We start from the raw sequence: 21892 nt of genomic DNA, 5'->3' as shown, positions 1-21892 counted from the left end.
AACAAAAGAAACCTTGTTCTTGGCACGGCTTTCTCGGGGCCGAACGGACACGCCACCCTGTCCGGACACAGGGGCGGCGGCCCGCGGGCACGCCCTGTGCCCCCGCGCCGCCGATTCTGCTGCGGATCCGCATCAGCCCTGGCCGTGGGCGGGCTGCGACTGCGGGTTGAACTCGTCCATGACGATCTCCTCCGCACCCTGCGTGCGCTCGTCGGTGAGGCGCAGGACGTCGAGCCCCTGCTGGATGTCCGAGGAGTACACGTGGCCGTTGTAGTAGTACGCCGACCACGAGCCGGCCGTGCTGAGCTGGTCGGGATCCCACGGGCCGCGGTCGAAGTACCCGATCTCCTCGGGGTTGTCGGGGTTGGTCAGGTCGATGATCGACACCCCGCCCTGATACCAGGCCTGCACGAAGAAGTCACCGCCCGGAACCGGAATGAGCGATCCATTGTGCGCCACACAGTTCTCAGTTTCGGACTGGTGTCTCGGCAATTTGAAGTAGCTCCGAAAATCGAGACTCGGGCTTTCACCGCTGTCGTCGAGCGAGTAGATCGCGTTGGCACCGCGTTCGGGACCGGTCTCCTCGTCGCAGGTGGCCGCGAAGCCGCTGCCGAGCTCGTCGGTGAACACGATGTTGTTCGCGTCGTCGGTGAAGGTGGCCGAGTGCCAGAAGGCGAAGTTCTCGTCCTGGACACGTTCGACGACCTCGGGGTTCACGGGGTCGGTGATGTCCATGATGATGCCGTCGCCGATGCAGGCGCCGGCCGCGATGCCCTTCTCCGGGTACGCGGTGATGTCGTGGCAGCCGGTGGTCTCCTCGTGGCCGCCCTCCGGGAACAGCACCGGCTCATTGACCACCTCGGCCGAGGCCGGGTCGGCTGTGGGCACCTCGATGACGGAGATCTTGTCGTGCGGCGGCCGGCAGTTGGGGAACTCCTCCGACGGTGAGTACGAGGACACGAAGATGTAGTCGGTCCCGTCCTCACCGGGCACGAGCGTGTTGGTGTGGGAGCCGCAGTCGGTGCGCACCGCCGTCACGTACTCCGGGTTCGCCTTGTCGGAGATGTCGAAGATGCGCACCCCCTCGAACGCGTCGGCGTCGGATGCGTGGGCCTCGGCATCGCCGCACTCCTCGCCCGCCCGCGGGTAGTCCACCGAGAAGTAGAGCAGGTCCCCGCTGACCGACACGTCCCCCTGCCCGCCGGGGCACACGACCGTGGACACCACCTGGGGGTCCTCCGGCTGGGAGATGTCGTAGACGGTGAAACCGTCGTAGTTGCCGCCGATGGCGTGGTCACCGCTGAAGGCCAGGTCGGTGTTGAACTGCGGTTCGCCGTCCAGACCCGGCTGCTTGGGGACGTTGGCCAGGTGCTCCACTCCCCCGCCGGTCTCGACCCCGTCACCGGCCCACGCGCCCGGCGCGGCACCTGCCGCGGCGAACAGAACCAGCACCGACGCGCCCACTGCCCGGTGCACCGCGGAGCGTCGCGCGCACCCTCGACCGGCCCCCATACCCACCCCCGAAAACACAGAAAGCAGTCGTATTACTACTTTTTGTTGTACTCACCACACAGACCACAGACCAGTCGAAACACCGAGAACGGACATCTGGCGACTTAAGGGGCATGCATGTGGCCAACTCGACCGGGGCTCGCCACCGGAGGCCAGGGCTGGACAAAACAGCCACGGACTGAGTAGAAAAACCGGCAGGGTGTCGCACACGGCCGACACCGCGGGCCCTGTGCCCGCGCCCGCCCCCACCCCTGGAGGACACCTCGTGCGCCGCCTCGCACTCGCCACAGGATCGGCCTTCGTCCTGCTCGCCGCCACCGCCTGCACCGACGACACCGACCAGGAGTCCGCCAACGTCATCGCCCCCGGGGAGCCCGGGGCGTCCTCCTCACCCGCCACCCAGGAACAGATCGCCGCCCTCGCCGAGGAACAGGGCCACAACGAGGCCGACGTGGAGTACCTCGTGATGATGATCGAGCACCACGCGCAGGCCCTGGAGATGACCGACCTGGCCCCCGACCGCCACGAGCGCGACGGCATCGAACGCATCGCCGACCGTATCTCCGCAGCACAGGAACCGGAGATCACCGCGATGGAGAGCTGGCTGGAGGACAACGTCTTCGCACCGGCCCGCGAGAACCCCGCCCACCAGAACTTCTGCGGCCTCGAGGGCGACGGCGAACACCACGCCGAGGGCGAGGACGTCGCCGAGTGCGTGCTCGACGTCGACCACGACAACATGGAGGGCATGGTCTCCGAAGAGGACCTCGAACGCCTGGAGACCTCTGACGGCGACGACTTCGACCAGCTCTTCGTCGAGCTCATGAGCGAGCACCACCGGGGCGCGGTCACCATGGCCGAGGACGTCATGGCCGACGGCAGCGACCGCCAGGTCCAGGAGATGGCCAACGACCTCATCGCCGAGCAGAACACCGAGATCTCCCGTATGGAACGCATCCTGGAGGACGGCTGACCCCGGGTCCGGCCTCACAATTCCCCGGCCTCGTCCTCGGTGGTGCGGTCCTGGCCCAGGCGTACCTCCGCCTCGGCCAGGACCCGTTCGGCCAGGGCTCGCCTGCGCAACATCCACCGGTGGGCGACCACCACGGATCCCACCGCCACCGTGAACATCACAGCGCCGAGGACATTGATCCAGGTGCTCGGGCCGGTGAGGACCGGGACCCAGTTGAGAGCGGCCCCGAGCACGAAGAGCACACCCATGGTCTTGGGCATCCACGGTGTCCGCAGCAGTTGGCCGGCGAAGTGCACGGTGAGCCGGTCGGTCTCGGTGTCACCACCCAGTCGTCCCCGCTTGAGCTGTCCCCGCGCAGCCACGACCCTCTCTGCACCGGTGTCCACAGGCGGAGGACGGGGGTTGAGGCGCCGACCGAACCAGCCGGACCACACCCCCGTCGACAACCCGAAGAACACACCGGTGACCACACCCCAGCGCACGTTCTCGGCCGTGGACGCACCACCACTCCTCGGCAGCAGACCGAAGTGCAATTGCAGGAACCACAAGCCCCCGAAGACAAGGCCGGCGACAGCGCCTTGCACGACGGCGGTACCCACGGGCCGGGCCTGGGCACGCATCTGGATCCCGATGAGCCGGCGGCGGAGGGGGTGGAATTCGGTGAGGGGCATGCAGCCGCTCTATCGGAAGCCACTTGCACATGGCAAGCCGGCAGCAAGGCTCCACACACGTGGGGCCGCCCCGGAAGAGATCCGGGACCGCCCCCGCACAGGGCATCTGCGGTCTAAGCAGACTTCTCCTGCTGTCCGTCGTCGTCACCGAGCTGATTGCGGGGCACGATCGTCGGGTTCACGTGCTCCTCGACCGCCTCGCGGGTGATGATCACCTGGCCCACGTCCTCGCGGCTGGGCACCTCGTACATCACCGAGAGGAGGACCTCCTCGATGATCGCGCGCAGACCGCGGGCGCCTGTGCCGCGGATGATGCCCTGCTCGGCGATCGCGGAGAGGGCGTCCTCGGAGAACTCCAGCTCCACGTCGTCGAGGTCGAAGAGCCGCTGATACTGCTTGACCAGGGCGTTCTTCGGCTCGGTGAGGATCCGGATCAACGCCGGGTTGTCGAGGTCGTGCACGCTCGTGATCACCGGCAGACGCCCGATGAACTCCGGGATCATGCCGAACTTGAGCAGGTCCTCGGGCATCGCCTCGGCGAAGACCTCACTGCTGTCGACCTCGCTCTTGGGGCGCAGCTCCGCGTTGAAGCCCATGCCCTGCTGGCCCGTGCGCGAGTCGATGATCTTGTCGAGCCCAGCGAAGGCACCACCGCAGATGAAGAGCACGTTGGTGGTGTCGATCTGGATGAACTCCTGGTGCGGGTGCTTGCGCCCGCCCTGCGGAGGAACGCTCGCGGTCGTGCCCTCCAGGATCTTCAGCAGCGCCTGCTGCACACCCTCGCCGGAGACGTCTCTGGTGATCGACGGGTTCTCGCTCTTGCGGGCGACCTTGTCGACCTCGTCGATGTAGATGATCCCGGTCTCGGCCTTCTTGACGTCGTAGTCGGCGGCCTGGATCAACTTCAGGAGTATGTTCTCGACGTCCTCGCCCACGTAGCCGGCCTCGGTCAACACCGTGGCATCGGCGATCGCGAAGGGGACGTTGAGGATCTTGGCGAGGGTCTGCGCGAGCAGCGTCTTGCCCGAACCCGTCGGGCCGAGCAGGAGGATGTTGGACTTGGCGATCTCGACGTCCTCGTCGCCGGGCCGCTCACCCTCCGAACGCACACGCTTGTAGTGGTTGTAGACGGCCACGGACAGCGCCTTCTTCGCGCGCTCCTGGCCGATCACGTAGGAGTCGAGGAACTCGTAGATCTCACGGGGTTTGGGAAGGGAATCCCAGGTGAGGTCGGTGGCGTCGGCGAGTTCCTCTTCGATGATCTCGTTGCACAGTTCGATGCACTCATCGCAGATGTACACACCGGGGCCAGCGATGAGCTTCTTCACCTGCTTCTGGCTCTTGCCACAGAACGAGCACTTCAGCAGGTCCCCGCCGTCGCCGATGCGTGCCACCCAGCCACTCCTCAAAACTAAGGCCACCCCGCCCGGCGGGCGAGGCGATCTGTGTGTCGCTCTTCGCCAGACTAAGCGACGAACCGGACCGGCTTCACCACCAGTCTGTCCCAGGCGGGTCAGGTACCGGGCCGGTTCGACGCTCGTGTCGCCCGTGCACCCTACTTCAGGGAAGCCTTGCGGTAGGGGAGCACGAAGTCGATGAGACCGTAGTCCACGGCCTCCTCGGAGGTCAGGATCTTGTCCCGCTCGATGTCGTCCGAGACCTGCTCGGCCGAACGCCCCGTGTGCTTGGCCAGCGTCTCTTCGAGCTGCTGGCGGATCCGGGTGATCTCGTTGGCCTGGATCTCGATGTCACTGGCCTGGCCGTGCATGCCCTCGGTGGCGGGCTGGTGGATCATCATCCGCGCGTTGGGCAGCGCACCGCGCTTGCCCTGGGTCCCGCCGGCCAGCAGGATCGCCGCGGCGGACGCGGCCTGGCCGATGCACACCGTCTGAATGTCCGGACGGACGAACTGCATGGTGTCGTAGATCGCCATCAGCGACGTGAACGACCCGCCCGGGGAGTTGATGTACATCTGGATGTCGCGCTCGGAGTCGAGCTGCTCCAACGTGATGAGCTGCGCCATCAGGTCGTTGGCCGAGACGTCGTCGATCTGGACGCCGACGAAGATGATCCGCTCCTCGAAGAGCTTGTTGTACGGATTCATCTCCTTGACGCCGTAGGACGTCCGCTCGGTGAAGGACGGCAGGACGTAGCGGCTCTGCGGAGCCGAGGGGGCCATGCCGCCGATGAGACTGCTCGGGTTGAACTCGGTCATTTCACGCCTTCCACGCACTGCGCCGTTCCTGGAACAAGGTACGACGGGCTCAACTCTGGTTCCGGTCCCCGGTCACGTCGAGGGACCCCTCCAGGACCTCGTCGATGAAGCCGTACTCCAGGGACTGCTGCGCAGTGAACCAACGGTCCCGGTCGGCGTCCTTCTCGATCTGCTCGAGCGGCTGGCCGGTGTGGTGGGAGACCCGCTCCAGGAACATCTTCTTCACGTAGAGAAGCTGGTCGGCCAGGATGCGGATGTCGGAGGCCGTACCCCCGATACCACCGGAGGGCTGGTGCATCATGACGCGCGTGTGCGGCAGGGCGTAACGCTTGCCCGGTGCACCCGCGCACAGAAGCATCTGGCCCATGGACGCTGCCAGACCGATACCCACGGTCCGTACGTCGTTGGGGATGTACTGCATGACGTCGTAGATCGCCATACCGGCGGTCACCGAACCACCGGGCGAGTTGATGTACATCGTGATGTCCCGCTGGCGGTCCTCGGCGGACAGCAGCAGGAGTTCACCCACGAGGCGGTTGGCGATCTCGTCGTCGACCTGCTGCCCGAGGAAAACGATTCGCTGGCGCAACAGGCGCTGAGGCGTCTGCTCCATAAAAGGGGAAAGCTGCGGGTCCGACGTACGAGCGTCGAACGTGGACTCATCAATCGGCGGCACTCTCGTCACCTGCTCCGGAATCGAAACGGCTGCGATACCCCAGACACTAACGCCGACAAGCACCGTGGACGCACGGATCCCGAGGCTGTTCGCTTTGAGCGCATGTTGCCCGGCGCTGTGATCTGGGCCTTCCTCCACCGGCGAACGCGGTGGGCCCCGCAGGCGACCCAGGGGTCACCGGCGGGGCCCGAAAAATGCGTCCTGCCGGGGCGGGACTACTTGGACTCGGCGTCGTCCTTCGCCTCGTCCTTGCTCTCCTCGGCACCCTCCGGAGCGGCCTCGGCCGACTCGTCGGAAGCCTCGACAGCGGCGGACGCGGCGGCCTTGGCGGCCTCCTCCGTCTCGGAGGCGGACTCCTGCTCGACGACGTTCCCGTCCTCATCGGTGATCTTGGCGTTGGCCAGGACCAGGTCCATCGCCTTACCGCGCACCACCTCGGTGAAGGCGACGCGGATCTGGTTGGACTCGACGAGGTGCTGCGCCAGCTGGTCCGGGCTCACACCCATGCGCTGGGCCTGCTCGAACACGTACTGGCTGAGCTCGCTCTGGTCGGCGCTCAGGTCCTCCTGGAGGGCGAGCTGGTCGAGGATGAAGCCGGCCTTGACCGCCGAGCTGGCGCCGGTCTTCAGTTCCTCCTCGAACTCCTCCTCGGTCTTCTCCTGCGACTCGAGGTAGGCCTCCTTGCTCAGGCCGCTCTGGCCGAGCTGCTGCTCAAGGCTCTGGCGGCGGCGCTCGATCTCCTCGTCGACCACGGCGTCGGGCAGCGGCAGGTCGATCTGCTCGATGAGCTTCTCGAGAGCCTTGTCGCGGGCAGCGGACAGCTGCTGCATACGACGGACCTCGGCCATGCGGTTGCGCACGTCGTCACGGAGCTCGGCGATCGTGTCGAACTCGCTCGCCAGCTGGGCGAACTCGTCGTCCAGCTCCGGGAGCTCCTTCGCCTTCACGCTGTGCACGGTGACGGAGACGTCGGCCTCCTCGCCCTCGTGCTCACCGCCGACGAGGGTCGTGCTGAAGGTCTCCTCGCCGCCGGCCTCCATGCCGCGCAGGGTCTCGTCCAGGCCCTCGAGCATGTTGTTCGTGCCCACCTCGTACGAGTAACCGCTCACGGCCACGTCGTCGAGCTTCTCGCCGTCCACCGAAGCGGACAGGTCGATGGACAGGTGGTCGCCGTCCTCGATGGGACGGTCCACACCCACGAGGGTGGAGAAGCGCTCGCGCAGGGTGTTGATCTGCTCGTCGATCTGCTCGTCGGTGACCTCGGCGCTGTCGACGGTCACCTCGATGCCCTTGTGGTCCTCCACCTCGAACTTCGGCCGGACGTCGACCTCGGCGGTGAAGGCGAGCTCCTCGTTGTCCTCGAGCTTGGTGACCTCGACGTCGGGCTGGCCGAGCGCGAAGATCTCCTCCTTCTGGACAGCATCGTTGTAGAGCTCGGGGACAGCGTGGTTGACCGCTTCGCTGATCACAGCTCCACGGCCGACGTAGCGGTCGATCAGCCGCGCCGGCGCCTTGCCCGGGCGGAAGCCCTTGATCCGAACCTGCTTCGCGAGCGACTTGTACGTCTCGTCGAAAGCGTGCTCGAGCTCCTCGAAGGGCACCTCGATGGTCAGCTTGACCCGGGTGGGGCTGAGCTCCTCGACATCGGTCTTCACGGGGCGGTACTCCTAGGTTTGCCGGCTGGTGTCCGCGTCGGCCCGCAGGCGCACCACTCGAACGGCGAATGCACGCACGCACCCCGGGCACGGTCTGACGACCGCGTTCTGAAGGGGTGCCCTGCGACGGGCTGGGACTTACAGTTTCCTGCTGATCGCACCAAGTCTAGGGCAGACAGACAGGGGGCCACGGCGCACAGCCGTCAGAAGCCGTGCCACCGCGGTCGGTTCCGTCGGGGTGGCGGGATTCGAACCCGCGGCCTCATGCTCCCAAAGCATGCGCGCTAACCAAGCTGCGCTACACCCCGCTGCGCCGGACCCAAGGATCGCATCCCCGGGATGAGTGTGCGAACACCACCCCGGAGACTGTACTCTGGTCTCCGTCGGCTCCACGAGTCTAGAGGAAACTCCACGGCTCCGGCGCCATGCGGGCGTAGTTCAATGGTAGAACCCCAGCCTTCCAAGCTGGTTATGCGAGTTCGATTCTCGTCGCCCGCTCCGCTCGCGGGGCGAGCTGCAGTGTGCTTCGTACACCGCAGCTCGCCCCGCGCTACTTTCGGTCCCCGAACCCCCAGATGCGCTCGTCGGCGCTCGCACCCCTGTGGCTCAGGTGGCGCACGGCCCTCCCACGTCTGTGGTCGGGGTTCGAACCCTCGGAGGGGGCCTGTCGGGCTTACTCGGCGCCGTTCTGTGCACCGATCGAGTTCTCGGCACTTCTTCCAGCGAGCTGACGGACGCTGAGGAACGCCTCTCCCCCGGCCGCTGACAGCTCCAGGGCCCGTACGTGGACGCCTGGCCGTGGAAGGCGCTCCACGTGGTGCGCGATCGTCGGCGACTGCATCACATGCGGGTCAGGGGCGGCCAGGAAACGTGAGCGCGACCTCGACCAGGGACGCGAATCCGCTTGGCGAGGGGGCGCCGGCCAGCGCTCGCGCGCCCTCGCCAAGCGTTCCAGGGGTGTTCCGGAGGTGCTCTGGGGCCGGATCCGGTCAGACTGGGGCACCCGTGCCGGGGGCGACGTTCTCTGCGACGGTCACACGGAAGTGGAAGTCGGCGGTCGCACCGACCACACGCACGACGTACTCACTCGGCGAGACCCGGAACGCGCTCCGGTCCCGCTCCGACCACGGATGATGGGGCCGGTAATCGCGCGTCAGCCGCAGTGCAGCATCCGCAGCGCCGTCGAAGTCGGGGAACGGCCCGGCCATGACACCGGTCAATCCCCAGCGCCACCGGTCCCGTCCCAGCCCCTCGGACTCCTCGACCAACACGACCCATGCCATGGGCTCTTCCTTTCCGGAGAGTCTCTGTACCGAAGTTGGGACGCAGGGAACAAGTGTCCGGTTCGGGCCCGCACCGTTGTGATCCCGGGCACCCTCGGGGCGGTTTCGCCCGACCCGTGCACCGGAATACCCACTTCGAAGGGGTACGTTGACCTGTCGTGAGGGCCCCTCGGATGCTTCGAGAACAGGTGACGGCATGACGGAGACGAACGCGCAGCACAAGGCGGTCAAGCCCCTGCGCGCGCACTGGTTCGACCGGCCCGAGCCCCTGGAGCGTCCGGTCGTGGTCACCGGGGTCTTCGACGTTCTGCACGTGGGGCACGTGCGTTTCCTGAGGTCCATCGCCGAACGTGGCCTCCCCCTGGTCGTGGGTATCGAGTCCGACCAGAGGGTGCGCGCCTGGAAGGGCCCGGGACGCCCTGTCAACCCGGCCGAGGAACGCGCCGAGACCATCGCAGCACTGGGCTGTGTGAGCGGCTCCTTCGTCATCGACGGCGCCCCCGAGGTCGCCGACTGGTCCGCCTACGCCGACATCCTCCGCCCTCTCTCCCCCACCGCCCTGGCCTTCACCGAGGGCGACCGGTACACCCACGCCAAGATCCGCGGCGCCGAGGCCCTCGGGGCGCAGGCGTGGGAGCTCCCCTTCACCCCCGGCCGTTCCACCACCGCCGCGTTGGGACGCCTGGCCCACTCGCTCTGACGGCCCCGTTCGGGAAGAGCCGTACCCGCTCCGGTGTTGATGGTCGGCGAATCCGCGAACACGAAGAGGCTGTCCATGATGTCAGGAAGGCCCTCCTACAGGGCCTTGGTCAATGACGGGAGCGCACGGGGACAGAGGCTGCCCCCGGGGATCACACGACGCATCCTGTCCTACGCCGTCCCGCACTGGCGTTCCATCCTCGTCTTCCTCTTGGTGACGGCGCTCGGTGCGGGCATCGTCGTCGCCAACCCCCTGCTGCTGCGCGCGATCATCGACGAAGGCATCATCCCCGGTGACACATCGGTCGTGGTGTGGCTGGCGGCCGCGGCGGGCGTGCTGGCGATCCTGGAGGGTGTCATCACCCTGACGGGGCGCTGGCTGTCCTCCCGCATCGGCGAGGGCGTCATCTACCTGCTGCGCACCCAGGTGTTCACACACGTGCAGCGCATGCCGATCTCGTTCTTCACCCGCACACAGACGGGGTCGTTGATCAGCCGGCTCAACACCGACGTCGTGGGCGCCCAGCGCGCCATCACCTCGGTGCTGCAGTCGGTGGTGACCAACATGGTGAGCCTGGTGGCGGTGCTCATCACCATGGTGGCGTTGTCGTGGCAGGTCACGCTGGCGGCGCTGGCGATGATCCCGCTGTTCATCGTTCCGGCGAAGGTCCTGGGCCGCAAGCTCGCGGTGATCTCCCGGGACGCGATGGACAACAACGCTCAGATGAGCTCTCTCATGACGGAGCGCTTCAACGTGGGCGGCGCAATGCTCGTCAAGCTCTACGGGCGTCCGTCGGAGGAGTCGGCCGGTTTCGCCGTGCGTGCCGAACGCGTGCGCGACCTCGGGGTGCGCCAGGCGGTCTACGGCGGGCTGCTGTTCACGATGCTGTCCACGATCACGGCGCTGGCCACCGCGATGGTCTACGGCGTCGGTGGTGTGCTGGCGGTGGACGGGGCTTTCGAGGTCGGGACCCTCGTGGCACTGACGGCGCTGCTCGCGCGTCTGTACGGTCCCATCACCACGCTCTCCAATGTGCACGTGGAGATCATGACGGCCCTGGTCTCCTTCGACCGCGTCTTCGAGGTTCTGGACCTCGAACCGGCGATCAAGGAGAGCCCGGACGCTCGCCCGCTCCCGCAGGGGGCGCTGTCGGTGGAATTCGACGGTGTCTCGTTCCGCTACCCGAGTGCGGAGGAGACCTCGGTGGCCTCCCTCGAGCTGACCCCGCAGGTTCAGAACAGCGACGACTCCCAGGTACTGAACGAGGTCTCGTTCCGTGCCGAACCGGGCCGCATGGTCGCGCTCGTGGGGCCGTCGGGCGCCGGCAAGACCACACTCACGCACCTGGTCTCGCGCCTGTACGACCCCACGGAGGGCACCGTGCGTGTGGGCGGGGTGGACCTGCGCGAGGCCACCGGCGACTCGTTGCGCGACTCGGTCGGTGTCGTCACCCAGGACCCGCAGCTCTTCCACGACACCGTGGGTGCCAACCTGCGGTACGCCGAACCCGGGGCCACCGACGGGGAGCTCGTGGAGGCCCTACGCATGGCCCGCCTGGGCGCCCTGCTGGACCAACTGCCCGACGGGCTGGACACCATGGTCGGCGACCGCGGGTACCGGCTCTCGGGCGGCGAGAAGCAGCGTCTGGCGATCGCGAGGCTACTGCTGAAGGCCCCGTCCGTCGTGGTGCTGGACGAGGCCACCGCCCACCTCGACTCGGAGTCGGAAGCGGCGGTGCAGGAAGCCCTGGCCGTGGCGCTGGCGGGCCGGACCTCCCTGGTGATCGCCCACCGGCTGGCGACGGTGCGCGAGGCCGACCAGATCCTGGTGCTCGAGGACGGTCGGATCCTGGAACGCGGCACCCACGACGAGCTGCTGGGGTCCGACGGCCTGTACACGGCGCTGTACCGCACGCAGTTCGCCACACAGGACCGCTGAGGAGCAGGGGGCCGCTCCGTACGGGAGCGCCCCCTCAGGCGGCGCGGATGCGCTCGCGTTCCCGTTCGCGCTCACGCTCGCGTTCGGCCTCCACCGCCTCTTTCCGAGCCTTCTTCTCGGCCTTCCTGCGCTTCTTCCTGCTCTTCTCGGCGCGGTCGTCCTTCTCCTTGCCCCCGGCGGCCTTCTCGGCCTCCTTCTTCTTCGCCTTCTTGGTCTTCTTGGCCTTCTTGGGCTTCTCGGCGTCCTTGGAGGTGACGTGGCCGCGGAGGGCATCGGGCAGGGGCGCCAGGCCGGGGCCGCCCTCGAAGATCCAGTCGTCGAGGGCCTCGACCAGATCGTCGTCGGTGATGCGGCCCAGCCACACCGGGCGCCCGCCGGCCGCGCGGCCCTTGGCGGAGGGCTGCACGACCACGACGTTCGCCTCGAAACAGATGTCCAGGCACTTGGAACGGCGCACGGGCACGGTGCGCCCGGTGTGGTCGTCGATGGTACTGAGGCGGGCGAACTGGGCCTCGTGGTCGACACCGGGGACCTTCTTGGTGGTGCCGCAGCAGCATCCCCGGCAGACCGTGAGACGGCACGGGGCGTCACCGGTGGAGCTCATGTGCACCCCCTGGAAGGACGATGGTTAGGTGTGCCTCACCTATCAGCATAGGTGCCACGGGCGACCGCGCGGTGCGTCCCGACACCGGCGCCCGGACCACCGGACAACTACTTGCGGTCGTCCGTGTCGCCCTTGTCGTCCTCGCCGGAGCCGTCCTGCTCCTGTGCGCGCTTGCGCAGGTAGTCCCCGGCCGCTCCGGCACCCTTGTCGATCTTGTCGTCGTGTGCGCCGCCCGTGGCCTTCTTCGCAGCATCGGCCGCCTTGCCGACCATCCCCTCGACCTTGTCGGCGTTGTCGTCGACAGCCTTGCGCAGCTTGTCGAACGCGTCCGAGACACCGGACATCGTGGATTCCCCCTTCGGTGCTTGACCTGTCCGAGCAGATACCCGCTCGCCGGGCAACCTACCGGGGCTCAGATCCCGAGAATCATCCGGGCGATGGAGAAGTAGATGATGAGCCCGGTCGCGTCGACGAGGGTGGCGACCATGGGCGAGGAGACCACCGCGGGGTCGACCCCGACCTTGTTGGCGAGCAGAGGCATCGCCGAACCGATGATCGCCGCCCAGGTACAGATCGCGATGACCGTGCACGCCACCACCAGCGCGATGACCGTGCCCACCAGGAGCGATCCGATACCCAGCGCCAGGGCGGCCAGCGTCAGGCCCAGCAGGAAGCCGACCCGGCACTCCTTCCACAGCACCTGGGGCAGGTCGCGTACCCGGACCTCGCCCACCGCCAGCGCGCGCACGATCGCGGTCGCCGACTGGGCGCCGACGTTGCCGCCGGTACCGATGAGCATGGGCACGAACAGCGCCAACGCGGTGACCTGTTCGAGGGTCGCCTCGTAGGCCTGCATGACGTTGACAGTGAGGGTGGCAGCCACCAGCAGCACGACCAGCCACACCGCGCGTGCGCCCACCAGGCGGAACACGCTCACGGACACGTAGTGGTCACCGACCGGGCTCGCACCGGACTGGCGTGCCATGTCCTCGGAGTCGGCCGCCTCGATGACCTCAAGGGCGTCGTCGAAGGTCAGCATGCCGACGAAGCGTTCCTCGGAGTCCACCACCGACAGGGCGACCAGATTGGCCTCCTGCATCAGGCGGGCGGCACTCTCCACCTCCTCGGTGGCGCGGACCCGGGGCGCGAACACGTCGACGACATCCTTGAGCAGGCGGTTGTCGTCGGAGATGACCAGGTCGCCCAGGGCCACCGTGCCGACCATCCTCCGCGCGTCGCTGACCACCGGCAGGGTGTAGATGTTCTCGGCGTCGGCGCCTTTGGCGCGCACGACCTCGAGGGCGCGCCCCACCGTGAGGTCCCGGTGCAGGATCACCGTCTCGGGTGTCATGTACCGGCCGACGGAGTTCTCCGGGTAGCCGAGAAGCGCAGCGGTCATCCGGCGTTCGGAGGGGCTCAGGCCGGCCAGGGCACGCGTGGCGATCTTCGCGGGGGCCTCCCCGATCAGACGGGCCCTGTCGTCGGGGTCCATCTGCTCGAGGATGTCGTGGAAGGCATGGTCCCGCAGGCCCAGGAGGATGCCCTGCTGCTGGCTGGGGTCGAGCTCCTCGAAGACCTCGAGCTCGCGGTCCTTGTCCAGCAGCCGGAAGGGGATGATCGCCTCCCCCTCGTCCATGCGGGAGAGTTCGTCGGCGATCTCGTAGGGCCGATGTTCCGCCAGCCAGAGTCGGATCCCCGTCAGGTCGTTGGACCCGATCAGATCGAGCAGTTCCTCAGCGCGTTCGCCTTCTGCCATGCGAAGCACCCCCTCGCGTCTCCTGCGCCCACCGGGGCACGGGGCACCGTGGACGATCCTCTGACTTGGCCCGGGCCTGTGGTGAGGGCCCCGCTCCGTGTCCCGGTGTCGTGGTGGGGTCGTGCTGAGTTGGCGCCCGGGGGCGGAAAGGGCGGGCACGACGTGCCGGGGACGGTGTACGGCCGGGCCGTACGTGGGACGGGGAGCACCCCGAGCTTACCCCCCTCGGGGGACGCGGACGTTCCTCTGCCCCGGTGCGGAGTGTGCGCTCGGACGTCAGTCGCGCCAGAGGACGACGAGCGCGCAGTCGTCGTTCTTGTCCTTGCTGAGGGTGTCGACGACGTCGTCGGCACCGCTGGAGAACCCGTGTGTCACGAGGGTCTCGGCCGCACCCAGGAGCCGGTCGATGCCGGCGTCCAGGTCCTCGCCCGGGGTCTCCACGAGCCCGTCGGTGCAGAGCATCAGGGCGTCGCCGGGGCGCAGGCGTCCGTCGACGGGGGTGTAGGTCATCTCCGGGATCACGCCCAGGACCACACCTTTGGCTTCGGTGGTGGACCACACGCCCTTGCCGCCGTCGTAGTGCACAGCGGGCGGGTGCCCGGCAGAGAAGACTTGGTACGCACCGGTGGACAGGTCCACGCTCAGGTGCACGGCGGTGACGAACCCCTCACCCTCGCTGTGGCGCATGAGGTAGTCGTTGCAGTGGGCGAGGAAGTCGCGGGTGGACACCGCTCCGATGAGGCCGCTGAAGGCACCGGAGAGCAGCAAGGCCCGGGTTCCGGCATCCACACCCTTGCCGGAGACGTCGACGACCGCGATGTCGAGCTGGTTGCCCTGGCGGTGGGAGACCACGAAGTCGCCGCCGAAGGAGGAACCCCCGGCCTGGCGCAGGACGGCCGTACGCCCCCACCCCTGCGGGACCTCGGGGAGCTTGCCCTGGAGGCGGAGGCGGTCGCGCAGGTCCAGCAGCATCATCTCGCCGCCCAGTCCCTGCACGCCGAGGCGTTCGCGCACCCCGGACAGCAGGTAGGACAGCACACCGGTGACGCCGATGGTCACCAGGAGGCCCGGCCCGACCTGTCCGAAGTCGAGCATGTACCCGACGAAGAGCAGAACGGCGGCGACCACCCCGAGCAGGAACGCCAGGCTCTTGCGCTTGAGCAGGAGCCCGCCTGCGAGCACCGTCAGGATGGTGGAGCTGGGCGGGAACCACTGGGTGGGGCCCCAGACGGCGCCGACGCCGATCCCGACCGCTATCGCACACAGGGTGATGAGCACCAGCCGGTAGCGGAACAGCACCTTGCGCCGCAGCACTGCGACGAGCCGCTGCGCGGTCGAGCGCATCAGCCGGGTCGCCTTGGCTGTCGGTGTGGCGTTCATGGATCCTCTGCTCGGCTCACCCGCGGACGGGTGGTCGGTTCGGTAGGGGCGCGGCACCGGGGTACGGACACGGCCGGGCGGCCCGGACAGGTCCACCGGAGCACTGTGGGGAGGCCCCGGACGTTGCGCTGCGGCCGGTGCCCGCGGGCGTGGCCGCGTCACGGCCATGAGGGGGCCGCGGTCGTGCACGAACTCTAGCGCGGGGGGTACCGGCCAAGCACGTGTGGCGGACCGGGTCGACCCCCGATACCCGGGTTAACGGTTCGGCCTAAACCCGAGTGCCCGGGAGAGTGCGGGGATCGCTCGGCCGCCGGGCCAGGCTCTCACGCGGGACCGGATCGGACCAGGGCCGGAGCACGAACGGTGGGGCGCGTCGCCCCGGGGTGGGAGGTCCTCATCTGCACGTCGCGCCCCGTACCGGCACGGGCACGGGGCGCGGGGCGGACGATCGGGTCAGGGAAGCGGCGGCAGCTCGCCGCTCTCCTCGTAGCGGGAGAGCATCTCGATGCGCCGGGTGTGGCGCTCCTCGTCGCTGTAGGGCGTGGCGAGGAAGACCTCCACGAAGCGGGTGGCCTCCTCCGAGGAGTGCATCCGCCCGCCGACACCGAGCACGTTCGCGTCGTTGTGCTCGCGCGCCAGCTTCGCGGTCTCCTCGCTCCAGGCCAGGGCCGCACGGACGCCCTCGACCTTGTTGGCGGCGATCTGCTCGCCGTTGCCGGAGCCGCCGATGACCACACCGAGGGAACCCGGGTCCTTCGCCACGCCCTCGGCGGCGCGCAGCACGAAGGGCGGGTAGTCGTCCACGGCGTCGAAGACCGCCGGACCGGCGTCCACGACCTCGTGGCCCTGCTCCTTCAGCCAGGAGACGAGGTGTTCTTTGAGCTCGAAGCCCGCATGATCTGATCCAAGGTAAACACGCACGCGTCCAGTCTTGCAGGTCGCGGGCGCACAACGCGCCGCGCCCCACCCCGGAGGTCCGGGGTGGGGCGCGGCGTGCGGTTCTTCTGGTCCTGCCCGCCTCAGGCGCCGGACGCGGCGGCGGCGACGCTCAGACCGAGGGCGGCGAAGCCGGCCATCGAGAACAGGGCGATCAGGTTGTAGTTCACGACGGACTTGATGTCCTTGCTGAGAGGACCAGCCTTGGAGACCTTGGGCTTGTTACTCAACTCACACCTCGATTGGGTTCGACCGGGAAGGACCAGTCCGGATTTTTCCATACCCGTGAACGCGGTTTGAACCGGGGCCGATTCCCCGGCCCACCACTGCGGGTGTGTGAGAACGAGCACGACCCCGGGCCCAGGTGGCTACATCTGCACGGCCTTGACCTCGCAGAACTCCTCCAGGCCCGGAAGGCCCCACTCACGGCCGTTGCCGGAGCGCTTGTACCCGCCGAAGGGGACCCGGGGGTTCATGGCACCGCCGTTGACCTCCACCTGCCCCGCCCGCAGGCGCCGGGCCACGGCCAGCCCCTCGTCGGAGTCACCGGACCACACTGCGGCGTTGAGGCCGTAGACGGTGTCGTTGGCGAGCTCGACCGCCTCCTCGACACTGTCGTAGGGGATCAGGGCCAGGACGGGACCGAAGATCTCCTCCTGGGCCACGCGCATGTCGTTGCGCACGTCCGCGAGGATCGTCGGCCTCACGTAGTACCCGGACCCCAGCCCCTCGACGGGCTCGGCGCCGCCGGTCACGACACGGGCGCCCTCGGTACCGGCGAGCTCGATGTAGGAGCGCACCTTCTCGAGCTGGGCGGCGGAGACCAGCGGGCCCATGCGGGTCGAGCCGTCGGTGGGGTCGCCCGGTGCGTACTTCTCGGCGGAGGCGGCGGCCAGTTCCACGGCCTCGTCGTAGGAGTCGCGCTGGACGAACATGCGGGTGAGGGCGTTGCAGCTCTGCCCGGTGTTGCGCATGACGTCGGCGACACCGCGCTTGACCGCCTGGGAGAGGTCGGCGTCGGGCAGGACCAGGTTCGGTGACTTGCCACCGAGCTCCAGGGCGACGCGCTTGACGGTCTCGGCGGCGACCTGCGAGACGCGGGTGCCGGCGCGGGTGGAGCCGGTGAAGGAGACCATGTCGACCTTCGGGTGGGCGGCGATGGCCTCGCCCACGACCGGTCCGGTGCCCGAGACGAGGTTGAACACACCGGCGGGGAGCCCGGCCTCGTCGAAGATCTCGGTGAGCGCGTAGGCGCCCAGCGGGGCGATCTCGGTCGGCTTCAGCACGACCGTGTTGCCGGCGAGCAGGGCCGGGACCACCTTGAGCACGATCTGGTGGAGCGGGTAGTTCCACGGGGTGATCGCACCGACCACGCCGACGGCCTCGTGCACCACGAGGGAATTGTCGACGCGCTCACCGGTGAAGTAGCGCTCGCCGTGCTCCTCGACGAGGTCGATGTAGGTCCTGAACATCATCTGGGGAAGGCCGGCCTGGACCTTGCGGGAGAAGCCGGCGGGCGCGCCCATGTCCCGGGTGAGCAGCGCGGCGATGTCCTCCGCGCGCTCGTCGAAGAGTTCCAGGGCCTTGGCCAGATGGGTGACGCGCTGTCCGTAGGGGCGCCGGGACCAGGCCGGGAAGGCGGCAGCGGCGGCCTCGACCGCGCTGTCGACGTCCTTGGCCGATCCCGCGGGAACGGTGTCGATGACCTGTTCGGTGGCCGGGTCGAGGACCTCCAGGCCCTCCTCGGAGGCTGAGTCCGTCCAGGCGCCGTCGATGTAGAGGGAACGCATGGTCCCACTGTCCCAGAGCATCTCGGGCTTTGGCCAGACGGAGAGGTCGGCACCGGTGGTCCCACGGATACGGGGATCCGGTGCTCGGAGCGGGCGCCGGCCGCACGTGGGGCGGGCCGTGCCGCCGGGCCCGGGACCGACCAACAGATTCCGGGGTCGGCCCGGGCCCGCTCGCAGAGCTCAGTCCCAGTGGGGAGGGCGGTCCTCGAGCAGCCGTGCAGTGCTGTCGTCGTCGGAGTCGCCCCAGCCCGACCCGCGTTCGTCGCTCGTGGTGTCGGGCAGGATGTCGAGGTCGTCGAGGAGTTCGACGACGCGGTCCTCATCGGGTCCGGACACGGCGGTGGTCCCTTCGGGTCGGCCTTCGGTCGGGTCAGTCGAAGACGGGGTCGCGGGTGCGGGTGCGCTTGAGCTCGAAGAAGCCGTCGGTGCCGGCCACGGCACGCACGCCGTCCCAGAGCTTTCCGGCCTCCTCGCCGCGGGGGGCCGGGCTGACGACCGGGCCGAAGAAGGAGACACCCTCGACCTGCACCACAGGGGTGCCGACGTCCTCGCCGACCAGCTTCATCGCCTCGGCGTGCGAAGCGCGCAGGGGCTCATCGTATTCGGTGCTGTCGGCGGCCCCGACGAGGTCCGCGGGCAGGCCCGCCTCGGTCAGGGCGGCCTCGAGGGTGGCGGTGTCCTGGGCCTCGCCGCGATTGTGGAACCGGGTTCCGATCGCGGTGTAGAGGGGGCCGAGCACCTCGGGCCCGAACCGCTGCCCTGCGGCCGTGCACACACGCACCGCAGCCCAGGAACGCTCCATGAGCTCCTGGTAACCCTCGGGCAGGTCGCGGCCGGCGTTCAGCACGGCCAGGCTCATCACACGCCATCGCACCGTCACCGGGCGCACCTTCTCGACCTCGACGAGCCACCGCGAGGTGATCCACGCCCAGGGGCACAGGGGGTCGAACCACATGTCGGCGACGGTGTTCCGCGGCTCGTGTGCCTCACTCATCACTCACTCCTCGGACGTCATGCACAGGGGTTTCCCCCGATGGCAACCCGACGGATCGGTTGCGCATTCCGCACCCGTGCGTGGCAGGATCGATCCGTTACCGACAACGATCTCCGGCCGGCACCGACGGCGGCCGTGGAAGGAGCGTGGCGTGGCGGGCAACCTCAAGCGGGACGAGGCTCAGGAACGGGCACGCGTCCTCGGCGTGGACTCCTACACCGTGGAGCTGGACCTGACCACCGGGGGCGAGACCTTCCGGTCCACCACGGTCGTGCGCTTCTCCAGCAGCGAACCCGGTGCGCGGACCTTCATCGAGCTGGCCGCCCCGCGGGTGCTGTCGGCGACGCTCAACGGCCAGGAGCTCGACCCGGCCGAACTGTTCGACGGCGAGCGCCTGACCCTTCCCTCGGTCGCCGCCGAGAACGAGCTCACGGTCGTGGCCGACGCCGCCTACATGCGCACCGGTGAGGGCCTGCACCGGTTCGTCGACCCGGTCGACGGGGCCGTGTACCTGTACAGCCAGTTCGAGACGGCCGACGCGCACCGCATGTACGCATGCTTCGACCAGCCCGACCTCAAGGCGACCTTCGAGCTGACCGTGCTCGCCCCGCCGGAGTGGGAGGTCGTCTCCAACAGCGCCCCCGACGCCGTGCGGGAGGACACCGGCAGCGAAGGGCGTGTGCGCTGGCACTTCCCCGCGACCGAGCCGATGTCGACGTACATCACCGCGCTCATCGCAGGGCCCTACCACGTGGTGCGCGACCACCACGACGGCATCGACCTGGGGCTGTTCTGCCGCGCGTCCCTGGCCGAGCACCTGGACTCCGCGGAGCTGTTCGACGTCACCAAGCGCGGCTTCGACTTCTTCCACGAGCTGTTCGGCGTGCGGTACGCGTTCGGCAAGTACGACCAGTTGTTCGTGCCCGAGTTCAACGCCGGCGCCATGGAGAACGCGGGCGCCGTCACCTTCCTGGAGGACTACGTCTTCCGCTCCCGTGTCACCGACGCGCGTTACGAGCGCCGCGCCGAGACCATCCTCCACGAGATGGCGCACATGTGGTTCGGCGACCTGGTGACAATGCGCTGGTGGGACGATCTGTGGCTCAACGAGTCCTTCGCCACCTACGCGAGCGTGTACGCGCAGGTGAACGCCACGCGTTGGAAGGAGGCCTGGACGACCTTCGCCAACGTCGAGAAGGCGTGGGCGCTGCGCCAGGACCAGCTTCCCTCGACCCACCCCATCGCCGCGGACATGACCGACATCCAGGCGGTGGAGGTCAACTTCGACGGCATCACCTACGCCAAGGGCGCCTCGGTGCTCAAGCAGCTGGCCGCCTACGTGGGTGTGGACTCCTTCTTCGCCGGTGTGCGCGCCTACTTCCAGGAGTTCGCCTTCGGCAACACCGAACTCAAGGACCTGCTCAAGCACCTGGAGGCCGCTTCGGGCCGCGACCTGTCGGGCTGGTCGCGCGAGTGGCTGGAGACCACCGGCGTCAACACGATGCGCGCGGACTTCGAGGTCGCCGACGACGGCACGTTCTCCTCGTTCGCGGTGCTGCAGGAGGCCGACCCCGAGCATCCGACCCTGCGCTCGCACCGGCTGGCGGTGGGCCTGTACGACCGCACCGACGAGGGCATCGTGCGTCGCGAGCGGGTGGAGCTCGACGTGAGCGGCGCACGGACCGAGGTTCCGGAGCTGATCGGCAAGGCCCGCCCGGACCTGGTGCTCGTCAACGACGACGACTTGACCTTCACCAAGATCCGACTGGATGAGCGGTCCCTGGCCACCGTCGTCGAGGGCGCCGGGCAGATCCGCGAGTCCCTGCCGCGTGCGTTGGTCTTCGGCGCCGCGTGGGACATGACCCGCGACGGTGAGATGGCCGCCCGCGACTACGTGCGCCTGGTCATCTCGGGTATCGACGGGGTCGACGACGTGATGGTCGCACAGACGCTGCTGCGCCAGGCCCACGGTGCACTGGTCAACTACGCGGACCAGGGCTGGCGTCGGATAGGACAGGAGCAGCTCGCCGACCGCCTGCAGCAGCTGGTCAACGACGCCGAGCCCGGCGGCGACCTGCAGCTGGCGTACGTGAACGCGCTCGCGGCCACCGCGGTGAGCGACGCGCACCTGTCCCTGCTGCGCGGCCTGCTCGACGGGGCGCTCACGGTGGAGGGCCTGAGCGTCGACACCGACCTGCGGTGGACGATCCTGCGCCGCCTGGTCTCCACGGGCAAGGCCGGCGAAGGCGAGATCGCCGCGGAGCTGGAGAAGGACCCCACCGCGACAGGCGCCCGCCACGCCGCGGGTGCGCGAGCGGCGATCCCCACCCCCGGGGCCAAGGCCGCGGCATGGGAGCGCATCGTGGGGTCGGAGCTGGCCAACGCCGAGTTCCGGGCCACGCTGCTGGGCTTCACGGAGCCGGACCACGCCGAGCTGCTGCGCCCGTACGTGGAGAAGTACTTCGCGCAGCTGCAGCCGGCGTGGAAGGGGTGGACCGGCGAGTTCGCACAGAGCTTCGCGGAGATGGTCTACCCCAGTTCCCTGGTGGAGGAGGCCACCGTGGAGCGCACTGACGCCTACATCGAGAAGGAGGACCCGGCCCCGGCGCTGCGGCGCCTGCTGATCGAGGGGCGTGCCGGTGTGGTGCGTGCCCTGCGGGCCCGCGAGACCGACACCGCGGCCGGGCGCGAGCGCGCCTGACACCCTGCTCAGCGGACCCTGTGGCAGACTTCGGGTTCCAGCGGTGGTCACAACATCCTGGCTCTCAGGAGGTTGCGGCCACCGTGTCGTTTCCCGAGGAAGAACGGG

20 protein-coding genes and 2 tRNA genes are annotated in these 21892 nt (G+C 68.6%); 5 read left to right on the top strand and 17 right to left on the bottom strand.

What is annotated here, in order from left to right; translation table 11 throughout:
* Window positions 1-132: 132 nt before the first annotated feature.
* Window positions 133-1512, bottom strand: coding sequence for an LVIVD repeat-containing protein (locus D474_RS0104870; protein ID WP_239647001.1), 1380 nt, complete (start codon window positions 1510-1512; stop codon window positions 133-135).
* Between the two features lie 265 nt (window positions 1513-1777).
* Between D474_RS0104870 and D474_RS0104865 the strand changes: the two genes are divergently transcribed.
* Window positions 1778-2485 (top strand): DUF305 domain-containing protein, encoded by a 708-nt coding sequence (locus D474_RS0104865; protein ID WP_017612473.1) that lies wholly within the window; start codon window positions 1778-1780, stop codon window positions 2483-2485.
* Between the two features lie 14 nt (window positions 2486-2499).
* Here the strand turns inward: D474_RS0104865 and D474_RS0104860 are convergent, their stop codons facing one another.
* The 6 genes from D474_RS0104860 to D474_RS0104835 form a co-directional block, all read right to left on the bottom strand.
* On the bottom strand, window positions 2500-3156 hold the full coding sequence (locus D474_RS0104860) for a hypothetical protein (protein WP_017612472.1): 657 nt from the start codon (window positions 3154-3156) through the stop codon (window positions 2500-2502).
* A gap of 113 nt (window positions 3157-3269) precedes the next feature.
* Window positions 3270-4550: an ATP-dependent Clp protease ATP-binding subunit ClpX gene (gene clpX / locus D474_RS0104855; RefSeq protein WP_017612471.1), complete on the bottom strand. Its 1281-nt coding sequence runs from the start codon at window positions 4548-4550 to the stop codon at window positions 3270-3272.
* A gap of 161 nt (window positions 4551-4711) precedes the next feature.
* The gene (locus D474_RS0104850) at window positions 4712-5371 is read right to left on the bottom strand and encodes an ATP-dependent Clp protease proteolytic subunit (RefSeq protein WP_017612470.1); all 660 of its coding nucleotides are present in this window, start codon (window positions 5369-5371) and stop codon (window positions 4712-4714) included.
* A gap of 49 nt (window positions 5372-5420) precedes the next feature.
* Entirely contained in the window at window positions 5421-5984 is a 564-nt protein-coding gene (locus D474_RS0104845; RefSeq protein ID WP_040703082.1) for a ClpP family protease, read from the bottom strand.
* A 278-nt stretch (window positions 5985-6262) separates the two neighbouring features.
* The gene (gene tig, locus D474_RS0104840) at window positions 6263-7702 is read right to left on the bottom strand and encodes a trigger factor (RefSeq protein WP_017612468.1); all 1440 of its coding nucleotides are present in this window, start codon (window positions 7700-7702) and stop codon (window positions 6263-6265) included.
* A 233-nt stretch (window positions 7703-7935) separates the two neighbouring features.
* Window positions 7936-8010 (bottom strand) — tRNA-Pro (locus D474_RS0104835).
* A gap of 119 nt (window positions 8011-8129) precedes the next feature.
* On the opposite strand from D474_RS0104835, the gene D474_RS0104830 reads away from it, so the two are divergent.
* Window positions 8130-8200 (top strand) — tRNA-Gly (locus D474_RS0104830).
* Between the two features lie 491 nt (window positions 8201-8691).
* Here the strand turns inward: D474_RS0104830 and D474_RS0104820 are convergent.
* Window positions 8692-8985: a hypothetical protein gene (locus D474_RS0104820; RefSeq protein ID WP_017612467.1), complete on the bottom strand. Its 294-nt coding sequence runs from the start codon at window positions 8983-8985 to the stop codon at window positions 8692-8694.
* Between the two features lie 196 nt (window positions 8986-9181).
* On the opposite strand from D474_RS0104820, the gene D474_RS0104815 reads away from it, so the two are divergent.
* Together D474_RS0104815 and D474_RS0104810 are read left to right on the top strand one after the other, a co-directional pair.
* Entirely contained in the window at window positions 9182-9685 is a 504-nt protein-coding gene (locus D474_RS0104815; RefSeq protein ID WP_017612466.1) for an adenylyltransferase/cytidyltransferase family protein, read from the top strand.
* A gap of 75 nt (window positions 9686-9760) precedes the next feature.
* A complete protein-coding gene (locus D474_RS0104810; protein WP_026118174.1) occupies window positions 9761-11623 on the top strand; it encodes an ABC transporter ATP-binding protein in 1863 nt (620 codons plus the stop codon).
* Window positions 11624-11657: 34 nt separating this feature from the next.
* Here the strand turns inward: D474_RS0104810 and D474_RS0104805 are convergent, their stop codons facing one another.
* From D474_RS0104805 to D474_RS0104765, 9 genes are all read right to left on the bottom strand, one after another.
* Window positions 11658-12227: a hypothetical protein gene (locus tag D474_RS0104805; protein WP_040703087.1), complete on the bottom strand. Its 570-nt coding sequence runs from the start codon at window positions 12225-12227 to the stop codon at window positions 11658-11660.
* Between the two features lie 107 nt (window positions 12228-12334).
* Window positions 12335-12571, bottom strand: coding sequence for an Rv0909 family putative TA system antitoxin (locus D474_RS0104800; RefSeq protein WP_017612463.1), 237 nt, complete (start codon window positions 12569-12571; stop codon window positions 12335-12337).
* 68 nt (window positions 12572-12639) lie between these two features.
* Window positions 12640-13983 carry a magnesium transporter gene (mgtE, locus tag D474_RS0104795; RefSeq protein ID WP_017612462.1) on the bottom strand — a complete coding sequence of 448 codons (1344 nt, stop codon included), beginning with the start codon at window positions 13981-13983 and terminating at the stop codon, window positions 12640-12642.
* 276 nt (window positions 13984-14259) lie between these two features.
* A complete protein-coding gene (locus tag D474_RS0104790) occupies window positions 14260-15363 on the bottom strand; it encodes a PP2C family protein-serine/threonine phosphatase (protein WP_017612461.1) in 1104 nt (367 codons plus the stop codon).
* 453 nt (window positions 15364-15816) lie between these two features.
* Window positions 15817-16284, bottom strand: a complete 468-nt coding sequence (locus D474_RS0104785; protein WP_026118173.1) for a ribose-5-phosphate isomerase — start codon at window positions 16282-16284, stop codon at window positions 15817-15819.
* Between the two features lie 98 nt (window positions 16285-16382).
* Window positions 16383-16529 (bottom strand): hypothetical protein, encoded by a 147-nt coding sequence (locus tag D474_RS32590; RefSeq protein ID WP_017612459.1) that lies wholly within the window; start codon window positions 16527-16529, stop codon window positions 16383-16385.
* 138 nt (window positions 16530-16667) lie between these two features.
* The gene (locus D474_RS0104775; protein ID WP_026118172.1) at window positions 16668-18089 is read right to left on the bottom strand and encodes an aldehyde dehydrogenase family protein; all 1422 of its coding nucleotides are present in this window, start codon (window positions 18087-18089) and stop codon (window positions 16668-16670) included.
* Window positions 18090-18269: 180 nt separating this feature from the next.
* Window positions 18270-18425 (bottom strand): hypothetical protein, encoded by a 156-nt coding sequence (locus D474_RS32585; RefSeq protein WP_017612457.1) that lies wholly within the window; start codon window positions 18423-18425, stop codon window positions 18270-18272.
* Between the two features lie 34 nt (window positions 18426-18459).
* Window positions 18460-19083 (bottom strand): mycothiol-dependent nitroreductase Rv2466c family protein, encoded by a 624-nt coding sequence (locus D474_RS0104765; protein ID WP_017612456.1) that lies wholly within the window; start codon window positions 19081-19083, stop codon window positions 18460-18462.
* Between the two features lie 151 nt (window positions 19084-19234).
* Between D474_RS0104765 and pepN the strand changes: the two genes are divergently transcribed.
* Window positions 19235-21784, top strand: a complete 2550-nt coding sequence (pepN, locus tag D474_RS0104760) for an aminopeptidase N (RefSeq protein WP_017612455.1) — start codon at window positions 19235-19237, stop codon at window positions 21782-21784.
* Window positions 21785-21892: the final 108 nt, after the last annotated feature.

It is taken from the genome of Nocardiopsis salina YIM 90010 (genome assembly GCF_000341025.1).
Taxonomy (GTDB): Bacteria; Actinomycetota; Actinomycetes; order Streptosporangiales; family Streptosporangiaceae; genus Nocardiopsis; species Nocardiopsis salina.
The sequence above is the reverse complement of the archived record's forward strand: the minus strand, read 5'-3'. Positions and strand labels throughout refer to the sequence as shown.